This window comes from Enterococcus malodoratus ATCC 43197 (assembly GCF_000407185.1).
Classification (GTDB): Bacteria; Bacillota; Bacilli; order Lactobacillales; family Enterococcaceae; genus Enterococcus_A; species Enterococcus_A malodoratus.
The window spans coordinates 272,378-287,587 of sequence record NZ_KE136481.1; the positions used below are offsets into that span (position 1 = coordinate 272,378).

Genomic DNA, 15,210 nt, shown 5'->3' on the forward strand with positions numbered 1-15,210 from the left:
AAAACAGGAGGTCATCCCTCCTGTTTTAACTTTATTCTGCTTCTGCTAATGCTGCTTGAGCCAAGATATTCAAGTAATTCCAAGGACGATCAAAGTGTGGTTGGAAGAAGAAATCTTGCAATGCCAAATCTTCTAAAGTCATTTCGTTTTGAATGGCTACCGACAAAGTGTTCGCTGATTGAGTGATATCGTATTTTGATAAGAATTGTGCACCCAAAATTTTATTCGTTCCTTTTTCTGAAACGATTTCCATTAGAACTTTTTCTGTCGTTGGCATGAATTCAGGACGATAGTTATCCTCAATCACTGTTACATTTACATCTAAGTCATTCAGAGCTGCACTTTCTTTTGTCAAACCAGTTGATCCGATCGTCCAGCCAAATAAGTAAAGACCTGATGTTCCTTGTGTTCCTCGATATTTTACTTTTTGTTCAACTAAGTTTTGCCCAACTAGCATTCCTTGACGGACAGCATTCGTAGCTAATGGAATGTATTGATCTTTACCGGTTGGGTTGTAATGAACAACTGTAGAATCGCCTGCCGAGAAAATGTCAGGATCACTTGATTGCATGTAATCATTCACTTTGATAGCACCGCTTGGCAGCATATCAACTTTGCCCTTCAATAAATCTGTGTTTGGACGGAAACCAACACATAAAATTAACATGTCAGCATCAAATTCCTGACTGGCAGTGACAACTTTGGTTACAGTTCCAGATTCATCAGCAACAAATTCATTAACATTTTCACCTAATGCTAACGTAACACCGTGATCTACCAGTTCTTTTTCTAATAGATTTGTGAATGGTTCGTCTAAGTATTTGTTTAAAATTCTTGATAACCCATCGATCAATGTAACTTGTTTGCCTGTTTCAGCAAAAGCTTCTACCAATTCAATTCCGATGTAGCCGCCACCGACAACAACGATTTTTTTCGCATCTTTCGCTTGTTCAATAATTACATTTGCTTGGTTATAGTTTTTGCATAATAAAACATTTTTTGATTCGATTCCTTTAATTGGCGGAATAATCGGCCAAGAACCTGTTGTCACTACTAATTTATCGTAAGAAACAACTTTTTCTTCATTCGTTTTTAGATCTTTTGCAGTGACTTCTTTGGCTTCTGTATCAATGTTTGTAACGTCGTGTTCCATGTTAACTTTTGCACCTAGAGAAGCTAGTTCCTCAGGATTAGAATAAAACAATCCTGCTGGATCTTTTACGACTCCTCCTACATATAAAGCGATTCCACAAGATAAGAAAGAAACGTTGTCATTCCGTTCAAAGACTGTTACTTCTGCATCTGGGTGGTTTGTTAAAATATTTTTAACGGCTGCGGTACCGGCATGTGTACATCCTACTACTACTACTTTCATGGTTGTCCCTCTTTCGTTTAAACGTCTTTTTGTTTGCAATCTTTTGCACAAGGATAGTATAACAGAATTTAAATTCTGTCCAAATTGATTTGCTCACAGATAATCATTTTTATTTCTCTTAGCGATAATTTGTAAGCGCGATTAAGAATTAGTTTCACAGTTCCATGTTATGTATACTTCATTTGTTGAATTATATCGACTAAGTTTATGCCAATTACGAAGGCTAGAAGTGTATTTATCACCGTTTTGTGTGACCTGTTTGATTTTCCTGATACTCTATTTGCTTGATTCTTCTATGTAAACTCCGTAACAAAAAAAGTTGAGAAGGTCTCCCTTCTCAACTTTATAAAGATTATAATTCGTTAAATTTATTGACTACATTTTCAACAGTAAAACCAAATTGTTCTAAGACATAATCGCCAGGTGCTGATGCACCGAAGTGATCAATTCCGATCATCGTGCCTTCTGATCCAATGTAACGTTCCCAACCGAATGGTGAAGCAGCTTCGATTGCTACACGTTTTGCCACTGCTTTTGGTAAAACAGATTCTTTGTAAGCTTCGTCTTGAGCTTCAAACAGATCGAAGCTTGGAAGCGAAACTACAGAAACATCTTTACCTTGGGCTTTCAATTCTTTTTGAGCTTGAACAGCCAAGTTCACTTCAGAACCAGTCGCAATCAAAATACCTTCTGGTGTATCAGATTCAGCTTTAGAAATTACGTATCCGCCCTTAGCAACACCATCTTTAGCCATGTTTTTACTGTTTGGTAAAACTGGTAAGTTTTGACGACTTAACACTAAAATTGTTGGTTTGTTTGTTGTTTCAAGTGCTTGAATCCATGCAGCAGAAGTTTCATTGCCATCGGCTGGCCGAATGACTTGAACATTCGGCATGCAGCGAACGCTGGCCAATTGTTCAATTGGTTCATGAGTTGGTCCATCTTCCCCAACAGCTACAGAATCATGTGTTAACACATAGACAACTGGCAATCCTTGAATCGCAGACATCCGAACAGCAGGACGCAAGTAATCAGTGAATACAAAGAATGTTCCACCGTAAACGCGTGTACCGCCATGTAGATGAATCCCATTCATCGCACTTGCCATTGCGAACTCGCGAACACCGAACCAAATGTTACGTCCTTCATAAGAACCAGGTTGGAATTCTGCTTCGTCAGCAATTGTTGTGTTGTTTGAGCCAGATAAATCGGCTGATCCGCCCCAGATGTTTGGAACAACTTTAGCAATTTCCTGGATAGCATCTTTACTTGATACACGGCTTGCTTGTGCAGTTCCATCTTCATAAACAGGTAATGCTTCTTCCCAATTTTCTGGTAACTCGCCAGCAAAGGCCATTTTAAATTGCTTAGCTAAATCAGGATGAGCATTTTCGTAGTTTTTAAACATTGCATCCCATTCAGTTTCTGTTTTAGCACCTTTATCATTAATTTCTTCTTTGAAACGTTTTGCAACTTCTTCTGGAACAGTGAAGTCAGGATATTCCCAACCATATACAGTTTTAGCAACATCAATTCCATCTTGTCCTAGAGGTGCCCCATGAACTGCTGATGTCCCTTCTTTGGGTGAACCGAAACCAATAACTGTTTTAATTTCAATCAATGATGGTTTATCTGTCTCAGCTTTTGCCTCATCGATTGCCTTAGAGATCGCTTCTAAGTCGTTCCCATCTTTAACCAAAATATGTTGCCAGCCATAGGCCTCGTAACGAGCACCAACATTTTCAGTGAAAGCTTTTGATGTTGGTCCGTCTAATGAAATATCATTTGAATCGTATAATACGATTAATTTACCCAATTTCATATGACCAGCCATTGAACTAGCTTCGCCAGAAACACCTTCCATTAAATCACCATCGCCACATAATGCATATGTGTAATGATCCATAACGTTAAAGCTGTCCCGGTTATAAGTTGCTGCTAAATGCGCCTCAGCCATTGCCATCCCAACTGAAGTTGAAATACCTTGACCTAAAGGACCTGAAGTAGCTTCCACACCATCTGTGTGATGATACTCGGGATGACCTGGAGTTTTACTTTCCCATTGACGGAAGTTTTTTAAATCGTCAATAGTTACTTGATAACCTGCAAGATGCAACAAGCTGTAAAGCATTGCTGAACCATGTCCTGCAGATAGAATAAAACGGTCACGGTTTGGCCAGTTTAATGAAGTCGCTGGATTGATATTCAAATGCTTTGTCCATAGAGCATATGCCATTGGAGCTGCACCCATTGGTAGACCTGGATGACCTGAGTTTGCTTTTTGAATTGCCTCAATACTTAACGTTCTGATTGTGTTTACACCTAGTTGATCGATTTTGTCGAACAAAATAGTTCCTCCTTTTTGGTCATAAATACTTTAATTACAGATTCATTGTAACCGATTTATTTTGACATTTCAATCACTTACCATCAAAAGATTTACTTTCTATTATGTAATCCTTTTTTCTTTTGGATTTTTTTCAATTTTTCTGGAGTGACATCATTGCCTTCAGGATCAACGACTTTCATCCCTTCGATATGATGACGCATTCCGCTGCGGAATGAAGAGATATATTCTTCCCGCAAAACTTTCTGCTCGTGCGCTTCAGCGTCTGTTAAGCCAACAGTTTTCTTTTTTTTAGCCAACTCGTTGATTCGTGCAATTGTTTCATCGTTAATCATCTTGAGCACCTCTTTTCCCTTTCTAATTATACATAAAAATTAGTAAGTTGAAAGTACAAACAAATACGAACGCTTGTTTGATTTGTTTGAATGATTATGCTACACTAAAAAAAACGAAAGAAGGTGCGGGCATTGGCAAAAAGAACGGAAACAAAACAATTAGAAGTTTTACGTTTCATTCATGAACGCGTTGAAAATAAAGGTTACCCACCCACTGTCAGAGAAATCGGAGAAGCTGTGAATCTTTCATCTACTTCCACAGTTCATGGCCATTTATCCAGATTAGAGAAAAAAGGTTGGATTTTACGTGATCCAACAAAGCCGAGAGCTATTGAATTGACCATTACTGGTTTAGAAAAAATTGGAGCAACTCCGCAAGTTATTCCTATGTTAGGAGTCGTTACTGCTGGTGAGCCGATTTTAGCAGTCGAAGAGGCTTCAGACTTTTTCCCGGTTCCTCCGGATCTTTCCAGTGAAGAAGGCAGTCTGTTTATGCTGACGATTCGCGGAGAAAGTATGATTAACGCAGGCATTTATGATGGGGATCACGTCATTGTTAGAAAACAATCATCAGCTACGAATGGCGAAATCGTGATCGCGATGACTGATGAAAACGAGGCTACTTGTAAAAGATTCTATCGTGAAGCCGATCATATCCGTCTTCAGCCAGAAAATGATGAGTTAGCACCTTTGATATTTGATAATGTATCCATTCTTGGGAAAGTTGTCGGATTGTACCGTAACCATATTTATTAATCGGAATTCACTTCCGATTATTTTTTTCTTTACAAAACGAACAAACATTCGTATAATGGGTATACAAACACACGTTCGCGTATTTATTAGGAGTGATTATTGATGAAAGCAGTAAGAAGATTTGGTTTAATTATCGCAGTTTTGTTGCTTGGTTTATTGATTGGCAAGTTGGGATCCCTAGCCACGATCGTCATTTTTTCTGGGTTGTTCCTTGTTTGGTTCATGTTATGGGATGAACGTAAATATGCTCAGCATTACGCTGAACATGAATACGAAGAAGATATTGAAGAAGAACATTACTATAAAGAACCAGCCGAAGATTTCTATTACGTGACTTATGATCATCATTATCACAAGTCTGCTTAAAAATACTACTCTGAACTGCTAGATATCATTCTAGCAGTTTTTTTGTGCATAGAAAAAAGCTGGAGATTTTTCTCCAGCTCACTGATTAATAATCCATTAAAGTTAAAATATCATATCCTTGGATTTTGTCACGGCCGTGCAACTCTTCCAATTCGATCAAGAACGCACACCCCACAACAATACCGCCGAGTTGTTCAACAAGTTCGATCGTCGCTTTGATCGTTCCACCGGTAGCTAATAAATCATCGGTAATCAGTACACGTTGACCAGGATTAATAGCATCGCTATGAATTGTTAATGTATCTGTTCCATACTCTTTTTCGTATTCGACTTCAATTACTTCACGAGGTAATTTACCTGGTTTACGAACAGGTGCAAAACCTAGCCCTAATTCAAATGCCACTGGACATCCTACGATGAAGCCCCGAGCCTCTGGTCCAACGACCATATCTATTTGTTTTTCTTTTGCGTAATTTACAATTTGCTTTGTCGCTTCACGATATGCATCACCATCAGCCATCAGTGGCGAAATATCGCGAAAGACGATCCCTTCCTTTGGATAATCTGGAATACTAGCAATGTAGTCTTTCAAGTTCATGTTGGTTGTTCCTCCTAGCCTTTCAGCCAATTTCTAATAGTTTCAATATCATTCATTAATAAAAACTCTTCGCTATCAATTCGAGCCATGCGTTTTTGATAAATCTTACTCTCTTCAAAAGCCCGTGTCTCGGGAGACTCGACCATTTGTAAAACGCCGTCGTTTATTGTAACAAATTTCAGCTCAGAAAACACGTGAATCATGAATACTAATAATTTTTCTGGAATTCTTAAGTAATTTGAAACATTTTTTAGTTTAAACCGAATATCTACTCGTGGCTGTTTTTGGAAAAATTGATACAGTTTGGTAAATTGATCGCGACTAGGTAGACCATTTAAATATGCTTCATCTGGACTATATAGGTACAAATAGATTCGTTCAAACCTTCCCGAGATAGAAATATTCTTTAGCAGTTCTTTTTGATCCGGGCAATCAAGGACAACTAACTGGTCAAAGTCGGACCAAGAGATAGCCTCATTATATAAAGTAATTGGCTGCTCTAATTCCTTAGCAAATAGATTTTGACTTTTTTCTTCAAAAGCTAAATACAACACATTTCCACTTTCGATTTTTTGATTCCAAGTATATTTTGCCCGACGATCGATCACCTGCATTCCATCCGAAGCAAAATCAATTAAACGTAATTGAACCTTTTTCTGGCCATTCCATTCGTTGATTTCTAAATCTCCAACAAACTGAGTATCCGGTTGCTGAATCTCTTCTCCTTCTGCTCCAAAGCCAAAGCCGATTGCATCCAATTTCCCCTCATCATTTTTCAATGAGAATTTGACATGCTGCTGATCACTACCGATACGCTTGAAGAAGCTGACTCCACCATCTACTAAAAAATGAGGAGCCGGATTATCTGTTCCAAACGGAGCGAGCTTTTTCAATTCTTCGACAAATTTTAAGTTAATTACTGATAATGACAGTGCCTCATCAATCAACAATCCGGACCCTTTTGTCAGATCAATCTGCTCTGCCGAAATATAATCGTTCATCATTTGCCGTAAGTTAGCAATATTCTCAGCTGGCATGGTTAGTCCGACAGCAGCTGCATGTCCTCCGAAGTGTGTAAACTCCGATCGCATTGTGTTTAGCATACTGAATAGATCCAATGCCTCAATACTTCTACCCGATCCTTTGGCAACGCCATTTTCATCAATAGATAAAATGATAGTTGGTTTTCCAGTTTGCTTTAAAATATTCCCAGCCACGATCCCTAAGACACCGGGATTCCACCCTTCCGCCGCAATCAGATGAACTGCGTCTGCTGGATTGACTAAAGAGGAGGCTTCAGTCGTCGTATCTTGTACAATTTTTTTTCGTTCATCATTGATCTGATTCAGCTTTTCCGCTAAATTATGAGCAATAGTTTCATCGAAAGTTGTCATCAATTCAACGGCCGGATTTGGATCACCTAGACGTCCAATCGCGTTTAACCTTGGGCCTAAACTGAAACCGATACTTGTCTCGTCAACTTTTTGCAGCTCAACGCTGCTGACTTTTAACAATTCTAGTAAGCCTAGTCGTTGCGTTTGTTTGATTGCCTGTAAGCCTAATTTAACAAGATTACGATTTTCTCCAGTCATGGAAACTAGATCCGCAACAGTACCGATCGTTACTAGATCTAACATTTCTAGTGGAACTTCTTCTAATAACGCCGTAGCTAATTTGAAAGCCACGCCGGCGCCAGCCAACTCTCCAAAAGGATAATGACCCTCCGGATGGCGAGGATGAACGATACAATAGGCATCTGGTAAAACTGGCGGCATCTCATGGTGATCAGTGACAATCACATCCACTCCTTGAGAATTGGCGAAATCAATCGCTTCATTTCCCGCAACACCATTATCCACTGTAATAATTAATTGAATTCCCTCAGTGATTTTTTCTGCAAAAAGTTCCTTATTTGGACCATATCCATGAATAAAACGATTGGGTAAAACATAATGAACATCTGCGCCAATCATTTCTAAAGTTTCTAACATAATAGATGTACTTGTAATTCCATCTGCATCATAATCACCATAAATTAAAATCGGCTGCCCATCCATGATAGCGGCTTGAATTCGTTCTACAGCCTTATCCATGTCATGCATCAAAAATGGATCATGTAAATCATCAATATCAGCTTTCATTAACTGCGAAAATTCTTCTGATGTATGTATATTTCGATTCCATAAAAGTTTAAGAAAGGCTTCGCTATATCCTTGATTTAACATTTCAGTTTTAAACGTTGAATCAACTGGTGTCGCTTCCCTGAACTGCCAATCGAAGTTTGATTTTTTCACTTTATCACTTCCCAACCGTATTAGTATAGCAAAAAATAATGAGACACGAAAGAGAAGAAGACCTTAGTTTTTCAACTAAAGTCTTCTTGATTAGTCATAATAATCAATTGGTTGATTTTCTTTTTTTCTTGGCTCTGTACTTTCCAACTCAGCTAAAGCTAAATCCTTTTCTTTTAACAGGCTTTCATAATTGGCCTTCAACACAGCAATTTCATTTTCTTGCTCTCGTTGAAAGGTGGCCTTTTCTTCTGCTAACTTTTGCTCGTTGTTCGTTTCAAAACTTTGAATAGTTTCCTTCAACTGCTTAATTTCTTTACGCTGCTGGAAAAGTGTTGCTCCAGAAGTTAATAAAACTACTAACGCTCCTATCAAGGCCGAACCAATAATAACCAGTACCAGTGATAGATAAATTTTCTTGATCAAAAAATTTACTGGAACCTCCTGGCTGTTAGAGAGGGCAAATATCACGATCAGCAAAACTAAGAGGAATCCCAAAAAAACCTTCCATTGTTTTTTCATTTCGTCTTCCTACTTCCTGTTAAATAGACCACCTGCTAGAAAATCTCCAATGTGAGGAAACAGTCCATAAAACCGACTGGCCCCCTCCATAATGATTGGTCGATTAATCTCGCGAGTCGGTCTGCCCATTTTATTAACGATTGTTCTTGCCAACTTATGCGGATCTAAGACAACTCCACCTAAATTATCTAAATAACTTCCGCTTGGATCGGCTTTGTCAAAGAACTCTGTTGCAATTGGTCCCGGATTAATAGTTGTTACATATACATTTTCTGTCCGCAATTCTAAACGCAGCGCATTTGAAAAACCAAGTACCGCAAATTTTGTAGCAGAATAAACGGTAGATTTTGGTGTCGCCATTTTTCCAGCCATAGAAGCAACATTAAAAATATGCCCAGACTTGTTTTTTACCATTGAGATTGCAATTTTTTGTGTGAAATACATCATTCCCAACACATTTACTTCAAACATGTTTTTAGCGACGTTCAAATCAAAATCTACAAAACTATCAAACAGTCCAAAACCGGCATTATTGACTAACACATCTACTTCACCGACCTCATCAGCAATTTTTTCAATCACTGACTCAACGCTATCTGGATCTGAAATATCTAGTTGAAATGCATAAGCTTCTTTACCGCTTAAATCACTACAATGTTCTTTTACTTGACCAATTAAATTGATCCGGCGAGCACAGGTAACAACAATTGCCCCACGTTTGGCTGCCTCATAGCAAATTTGCTCTCCTAAACCAGCAGAACCGCCAGTCACTACGACCACTTTATCTGTTAAATCCATCGAATTCCCCTCTTTCTATCAGGAAAATATATTCTTAAAATTCTTATACCGTTAATCATTCTTATGAGAACGGAACATCAATACTATCAAAATCTTTTGCTATTTGTGTATTGGGAAAAATATCTTGCGCCTCTTCTTCCAATTCCTTCGCCTCTTTAGCAAGGTATCTCGCAGAAATGTGAGTCAGCATCAATTTTTTTGCATGTGCTTCTTTAGCAATTGTCGCTGCTTGATGCGTTGTAGAATGGAAATAAGCCTGCGCAAGTTTTGCTTCGTTCTTATTAAAGGTACTCTCATGAACGATAACATCACTATTTTTAGCAAATTGACTAGACCTATCAGTAAATCGTGTATCACCAAAAATCGTTACGATCCGCCCTTTTTTACTTTCCCCGACAAAGTCCGCACCATCTATTATACGACCATCAGCTAACGTAACTTTTTGTCCTTGCTTCAATTTCCCATAAATCGGTCCGGCAGGAATTCCTAAGTCTGCTAATTTCTCTACTTGAAGCATGCCATCATGGTCTGATTCTTGGATACGAAATCCATAACTATCAATTCCGTGATCTAAAAGCATACATTCAACGGTGAAATCCTTGTCTTTAAAGATAATGCCTTCACTTAGCTCGATAAAATGTAAAGGGTAAGCTAAATGAGTCTTCGTTACCTGCAAAGATGTTCGAACATAGTTTTCCAAACCAGCAGGTCCATAAATCTCAATTGGTTCTTCTCCACCTTGAAATGAACGACTGCTCAATAAACCTGGTAAGCCAAAAATATGATCTCCATGCAGATGAGAAATAAAGATCTTCTCAATTTTACGTGGTCTTATATTCGTACGTAAAATCTGCATCTGAGTTCCTTCTCCGCAATCAAATAGCCAGATTGCATTACGTTCATCTAACAATTTCAACGCAAGACCGCTAACATTCCGATGCTTTGCGGGTACACCTGCACCCGTTCCTAAAAATTCTAATTCCATAATTCTCCTGACTTTCTATCGAATTATTATTATTTTAGAAGAAAGTCTTACTTTGCGCAATCTAAATAAAAAAAATATTATCTCAGGTATAATTATTTTTCTGAATCAGTATCCGAAGAATCCTTTTCTTTGGAAGCTTTTGCCATCTCTTGTGTCTTCTTTACATCCGCTTCAACATCTTCGTAATCAAGGCGTGTAATTTCTCCGCCTAAATCCATCATAATTAATTGATTCAAAGGACGGTTATCTTCCTCTTCTGCAATTAATAATAGAGCAGTATCGCCTTCGCCGATTTTATCAACTAAAAACTCAAAGACGCCTGTCGCATCACGAACTTCTTTCGCATCTTGTGTTGCCCCAATCATTCCACCAGTAAACCATCCTAGCAAAATGCCGACCGGTCCACCAAGGATGCCGACCATCATGCCTATCAAACCACCCGTAGAACTCTTATTGCTACCAGTGAAGTCTAAGAAATCCTCAATCTCAAACTTGTGTTCACCGTCATCGGAATGATGCACAACAGCCATTTGTTCTCCTTTGAATGCCTTGTTCATATGCAATCGTTTTGCTTTTGAAAAGGCCTCGTAGGCTTTTGACTCTACATCGAAATTCATAATTATCACACGTTTTTCCATTTGCTTTCGCTCCTTCGTACTTTTAATTATAGTTTAGCAATAAATGAATTATTTTGAAAATAGAACGAGTTTATACAACATAAAATAGTTATGTCAACTAAATGATTCTAAATAAAAAACTGGGAATTAATTCCCAGTTTTTATTTCATCCATAATGCGATCATCAACAATGTAATGATCGAAAAAGACTTTAGACAATTGATAACCTTCGCCCCAATTTGTGCGAATGACATCATACTCAACACCATCAATTTTCAATTTGTTTCTAAGGTGCTTGATAATGGTTGATAAGCGTGTCATATGACTGGCAGAATCACTGTCACCCCAAATTTTGATGGCCAAATCATTTCGACTAATTGGTGCCTCTTTTGTTGAAATTAAGGTACTTAACATCTCGCGTTCTGAACGTGTTAAGTTCCAAAGAGGAATCGGACGTTTTTCATGCTCACTTTCTTCTTGCTGTGTTTTTATACCGAAACCAATTGAATAAACCGATTCTTTTAACGTTTTCTCAGCAAGCTTCTCTCTTAACCCGCTAAGTGTTTCGTCTTCAAGCAGCCATTCATCAATTCCTTGTGTTTCCCAATCAGATCGTTCTTCTTTTTGTGGCATCCGATCAGTTTCTCGGATGATAGTGAATTTATCACCGACCTCTTCAAGAATGATAGTTAACTCTTGGTCAGAAATAGTTTCACTAACAATTAAAACATCAAAAAAGCTCATTACTTCTAATGGTACTTGCTTAGCCTGAAGCATGGTTAGTAATTTCGCTGAGCTTAAAACTTCAATGTTTAAGCGTTGCAGCTTCTCAACTAAAGGTCTCTCAACTAAAATATTGTGCGTTAAAATTAATACTTGCATCACATTATTCCCCTTTTTTTATTATTAAAAATAAGTTCCCAACAAGTTGACTCGGAAAGTTTTATTAATTAACAATATAATTATTACTTGTTACAATGTAAGTTTACACTGGCAATGGCTCTAGCGCCACCAAAAAGCTTATAATTCCATAATCACAATTAGAATTATTAATAAAAATTTTGGGTTAAAAAAACTTTTCTCAGATAAAATAATTCAATTATCATGTTTAAATAACACTTTTTTCATCCATTCACGAAAAATTAGAAAATATAGCGTTCGTGTCTCCTTAAATCCTTCTATTAACAAAATAAATTCTTTTCTTTCAAACAAAACGTTACCAACATTGAAAAAACAGTTTTTTTGCTTAACAAATTGAATTCTTTTTTTGCTTAACTTACAATCCAACTTTTTTCAAACAAAAAGAATAATCGATATTATTTGCTATTTAATTCAATCAGAAAATAGCGGCCAATAATAACAAAAATAACACCATTTCGGTCTCGATAATCTTTCTCCTTGTTCTTTAATTTACTCAAAATTCTTCAGTCAAATTTTTCTCTTAAAAATAAATTAATAATTGAACGTATCTTTTGCTTCTCTTTTGAATAAAACCTCTGATTGTTGATAATTAGAAACACTTTCATTTAGCTTTTTTAACACAAAAAAGTACTGCAAAATGAATTACAGTACTTTTATTGATTAAATATAGTTTTTCTTCTTAACTTAGTCGACGAATTCAAATTCGAATTTATCAATGCGAACAAGATCTCCATCTTTCGCTCCGCGGGCACGTAAAGCTTCATCAATGCCCATAGCTCGTAGTTGACGTGCAAATCGCATAACTGTTTCATCATGGTCAAAATTTGTCATCTTAAAGAGTTTCTCTAATTTCTCGCCGTTCAACACCCAAGTAGCATCAGGTTCACGAGTGATTGTAAATTCTGGTTCACTTGATTGGAAACCATAGTTTACGGTGTCTTCCTCAACTTCTTCATCATATAATAGGAATTCCGGTGTTACTTCCAACAAGTCTGCCGTCGCATTCAGCAAATTATCCAGACCCTGTTTCGTGATGGCTGAGATTGCAAAAATTGGAATATCATCTACAAACTCATCATCCTTATCTTTTTTCAAAGCCTTTTTAAATTTCTTCAAATTTTCTTCTGCATTGGGCATGTCCATCTTATTGGCAACAATAATTTGTGGACGCTCCAGCAAACGCAGATTATGTGTGCTCAACTCGTTGTTAATTGCTAAATAATCTTCGTAAGGCTCACGGCCTTCCATTCCGCTCATATCAATCACGTGAAGAATCACTCGTGTGCGTTCGATATGACGTAAAAACTGTGTACCTAAGCCAACGCCTTGTGATGCACCTTCGATCAGGCCGGGTAAATCGGCTGCTGCAAAACTACGACCATCACTTGTCGTCACCACTCCTAGGTTAGGAACTAAGGTCGTAAAATGATAGGCACCAATTTTAGGTCGAGCCGATGAAATCACTGAAAGGATCGTTGACTTTCCGACAGATGGAAAGCCAACTAAGCCAACATCCGCTAAAACCTTCAATTCTAATTCGATATTGCGCTCTTGACCAGGCTCGCCGTTTTCGGCTAATTCAGGCGCAGGATTTCTAGGTGAAGCAAAGCGCGTATTTCCGCGACCTCCGCGACCACCATGGGCAACAACTAGTTCTTGGCCATTTTCGATTAAATCACCAATTAAAGCACCAGTCTCTGAATCCCGAACTGTAGTTCCGGGCGGCACGCTGACATAGGTATCCTCAGCTCCACGTCCGTGCATCCCTTTACTCATCCCATTCTCACCTGGAGTGGCTCTAAAATGACGATTATAACGGAAATCCATCAACGTACGTAATCCTTCATCAACAACTAAAATGACATCGCCGCCGCGACCGCCGTCACCTCCGGCCGGTCCACCGTCTGGCACATACTTTTCACGACGAAATGCAACCATCCCGTCGCCGCCTTTACCGGCTTTGACATCGATTGTTACTTGATCTAAAAACATGGACATCTGGGTGTCCTCCTTATCTCTTTATTCTTTTGACTGCTGAATCTCCACACTAAACAAAGTCTCGTATATTGTAGCTAGATTAGCCGAAAAAGTCCATTCTTATTGATAGAAGCTTAAAAAAAATTTGCCGTATTAACTCTTTTTTAGTCATTTACCTCAGATAATCACTCTCAGGTAATATCTTTTGACAAAAAAAATGATGCGTTGCACAATTGGAAATGTAAGGCATCAAGCTTTGCTTGATATAAAAAAGGAGGAACTTTTGGTTATGACAGTAAAAGTAGGTATTAATGGATTTGGACGTATCGGTCGTTTGGCTTTCCGTCGGATCAAAGAAGTATCTGACGACATCGAAGTAGTAGCAATCAACGATTTGACAAGTCCTACAATGTTGGCACAATTATTACAATTTGATTCAACACATGGCACATACCCTGGAACAGTTACTGCGACAGAAGATTCAATCGTTGTTGACGGCGAAAAAACACGTGTATATGCTGAACCAGATGCTAGTAAAATTCCTTGGGCGAAAGAAAACGGTGTTGACATCGTGCTTGAATGTACTGGTTTCTATACATCAGAAGAAAAAGCACAAGCTCACTTAGATGCTGGTGTAAAACGTGTCGTTATCTCAGCTCCTGCTGGACAAATGAAAACTATTGTTTATAACGTAAATGATGATACTTTAGATTCAAATGATAAAATTATCTCTGCCGGTTCATGTACAACAAACTGTTTAGCTCCTATGGCATACTTCTTAAATGAAGAATTCGGTATTGAAGTAGGTACAATGACAACTGTTCATGCCTATACTTCGACCCAAATGTTGTTAGACGGACCCGTTAAAGGCGGCAACTTACGTGCTGCACGTTCTGCTGCTGACAATACTATCCCACATTCAACTGGTGCTGCTAAAGCTATCGGCTTAGTAATCCCAGAATTGAATGGTAAATTGCAAGGTCATGCGCAACGTGTTCCTGTTGTTGATGGCTCATTAACTGAATTGGTTTCAATTCTTAAAAAGAATGTAACTGCTGACCAAGTAAATGAAGCAATCAAGAAACATACCGTTGATAATCCATCATTCGGTTATGACGATCGCGAAATCGTTTCTGGCGACGTAATTGGTACAACTCAAGGATCAATCTTTGACCCAACTCAAACTGAAGTCACTTCAGCTGGCGATTACCAATTAGTTAAAACAGTTGCTTGGTATGACAATGAATACGGCTTTACTTGCCAAATGATTCGTTTGTTAGAAAAATTTGCTAACTTATAAGAATCTATAATTTTTGAAGGAG

Annotated in this window: 14 protein-coding genes; 3 read left to right on the plus strand and 11 right to left on the minus strand. The window is 38.1% G+C overall.

What is annotated here, in order from left to right; genetic code table 11:
• Window positions 1-31 precede the first annotated feature (31 nt).
• From I585_RS01250 to I585_RS01260, 3 genes are all read right to left on the minus strand, one after another.
• Window positions 32-1,375 carry an FAD-dependent oxidoreductase gene (locus tag I585_RS01250; RefSeq protein ID WP_010739216.1) on the minus strand — a complete coding sequence of 448 codons (1,344 nt, stop codon included), beginning with the start codon at window positions 1,373-1,375 and terminating at the stop codon, window positions 32-34.
• Window positions 1,376-1,727: 352 nt separating this feature from the next.
• The gene (tkt, locus tag I585_RS01255; RefSeq protein ID WP_010739217.1) at window positions 1,728-3,722 is read right to left on the minus strand and encodes a transketolase; all 1,995 of its coding nucleotides are present in this window, start codon (window positions 3,720-3,722) and stop codon (window positions 1,728-1,730) included.
• A 92-nt stretch (window positions 3,723-3,814) separates the two neighbouring features.
• On the minus strand, window positions 3,815-4,057 hold the full coding sequence (locus I585_RS01260) for a DUF896 family protein (RefSeq protein WP_010739218.1): 243 nt from the start codon (window positions 4,055-4,057) through the stop codon (window positions 3,815-3,817).
• 132 nt (window positions 4,058-4,189) lie between these two features.
• On the opposite strand from I585_RS01260, the gene lexA reads away from it, so the two are divergent.
• Together lexA and I585_RS01270 are read left to right on the plus strand one after the other, a co-directional pair.
• Complete coding sequence (gene lexA, locus I585_RS01265; protein WP_010739219.1) at window positions 4,190-4,813, plus strand: transcriptional repressor LexA; 624 nt, start codon at window positions 4,190-4,192, stop codon at window positions 4,811-4,813.
• 102 nt (window positions 4,814-4,915) lie between these two features.
• Entirely contained in the window at window positions 4,916-5,179 is a 264-nt protein-coding gene (locus tag I585_RS01270; RefSeq protein WP_010739220.1) for a hypothetical protein, read from the plus strand.
• A gap of 85 nt (window positions 5,180-5,264) precedes the next feature.
• On the opposite strand, the gene I585_RS01275 is transcribed toward I585_RS01270, so the two are convergent.
• The 8 genes from I585_RS01275 to obgE form a co-directional block, all read right to left on the minus strand.
• On the minus strand, window positions 5,265-5,777 hold the full coding sequence (locus I585_RS01275; RefSeq protein ID WP_010739221.1) for an adenine phosphoribosyltransferase: 513 nt from the start codon (window positions 5,775-5,777) through the stop codon (window positions 5,265-5,267).
• A gap of 14 nt (window positions 5,778-5,791) precedes the next feature.
• A complete protein-coding gene (gene recJ / locus I585_RS01280; RefSeq protein WP_010739222.1) occupies window positions 5,792-8,071 on the minus strand; it encodes a single-stranded-DNA-specific exonuclease RecJ in 2,280 nt (759 codons plus the stop codon).
• A 90-nt stretch (window positions 8,072-8,161) separates the two neighbouring features.
• Complete coding sequence (locus I585_RS01285) at window positions 8,162-8,590, minus strand: LapA family protein (protein ID WP_010739223.1); 429 nt, start codon at window positions 8,588-8,590, stop codon at window positions 8,162-8,164.
• Window positions 8,591-8,599: 9 nt separating this feature from the next.
• On the minus strand, window positions 8,600-9,388 hold the full coding sequence (locus I585_RS01290; RefSeq protein ID WP_010739224.1) for an SDR family NAD(P)-dependent oxidoreductase: 789 nt from the start codon (window positions 9,386-9,388) through the stop codon (window positions 8,600-8,602).
• Between the two features lie 61 nt (window positions 9,389-9,449).
• Entirely contained in the window at window positions 9,450-10,373 is a 924-nt protein-coding gene (rnz, locus tag I585_RS01295) for a ribonuclease Z (RefSeq protein WP_010739225.1), read from the minus strand.
• 92 nt (window positions 10,374-10,465) lie between these two features.
• Window positions 10,466-11,011, minus strand: a complete 546-nt coding sequence (locus I585_RS01300; protein WP_010739226.1) for a DUF456 domain-containing protein — start codon at window positions 11,009-11,011, stop codon at window positions 10,466-10,468.
• Between the two features lie 126 nt (window positions 11,012-11,137).
• A complete protein-coding gene (locus I585_RS01305) occupies window positions 11,138-11,872 on the minus strand; it encodes a winged helix-turn-helix domain-containing protein (protein WP_010739227.1) in 735 nt (244 codons plus the stop codon).
• A gap of 723 nt (window positions 11,873-12,595) precedes the next feature.
• Window positions 12,596-13,909 (minus strand): GTPase ObgE, encoded by a 1,314-nt coding sequence (gene obgE / locus I585_RS01310; RefSeq protein WP_010739228.1) that lies wholly within the window; start codon window positions 13,907-13,909, stop codon window positions 12,596-12,598.
• Window positions 13,910-14,177: 268 nt separating this feature from the next.
• On the opposite strand from obgE, the gene gap reads away from it, so the two are divergent.
• Window positions 14,178-15,188, plus strand: a complete 1,011-nt coding sequence (gene gap, locus I585_RS01315; protein ID WP_010739229.1) for a type I glyceraldehyde-3-phosphate dehydrogenase — start codon at window positions 14,178-14,180, stop codon at window positions 15,186-15,188.
• Window positions 15,189-15,210 lie beyond the last annotated feature (22 nt).

Bases quoted from the DNA above. Each gene is read 5' to 3' on its own strand.
- I585_RS01260 (WP_010739218.1), bottom strand. From the start codon at position 4,057: ATGATTAACGATGAAACAATTGCACGAATCAACGAGTTGGCTAAAAAA.
- I585_RS01290 (WP_010739224.1), bottom strand. From the start codon at position 9,388: ATGGATTTAACAGATAAAGTGGTCGTAGTGACTGGCGGTTCTGCTGGT.
- gap (WP_010739229.1), top strand. From the start codon at position 14,178: ATGACAGTAAAAGTAGGTATTAATGGATTTGGACGTATCGGTCGTTTG.
- obgE (WP_010739228.1), bottom strand. From the start codon at position 13,909: ATGTCCATGTTTTTAGATCAAGTAACAATCGATGTCAAAGCCGGTAAA.
- I585_RS01285 (WP_010739223.1), bottom strand. From the start codon at position 8,590: ATGAAAAAACAATGGAAGGTTTTTTTGGGATTCCTCTTAGTTTTGCTG.
- I585_RS01250 (WP_010739216.1), bottom strand. From the start codon at position 1,375: ATGAAAGTAGTAGTAGTAGGATGTACACATGCCGGTACCGCAGCCGTT.
- I585_RS01270 (WP_010739220.1), top strand. From the start codon at position 4,916: ATGAAAGCAGTAAGAAGATTTGGTTTAATTATCGCAGTTTTGTTGCTT.
- rnz (WP_010739225.1), bottom strand. From the start codon at position 10,373: ATGGAATTAGAATTTTTAGGAACGGGTGCAGGTGTACCCGCAAAGCAT.
- I585_RS01275 (WP_010739221.1), bottom strand. From the start codon at position 5,777: ATGAACTTGAAAGACTACATTGCTAGTATTCCAGATTATCCAAAGGAA.
- I585_RS01305 (WP_010739227.1), bottom strand. From the start codon at position 11,872: ATGCAAGTATTAATTTTAACGCACAATATTTTAGTTGAGAGACCTTTA.
- I585_RS01300 (WP_010739226.1), bottom strand. From the start codon at position 11,011: ATGGAAAAACGTGTGATAATTATGAATTTCGATGTAGAGTCAAAAGCC.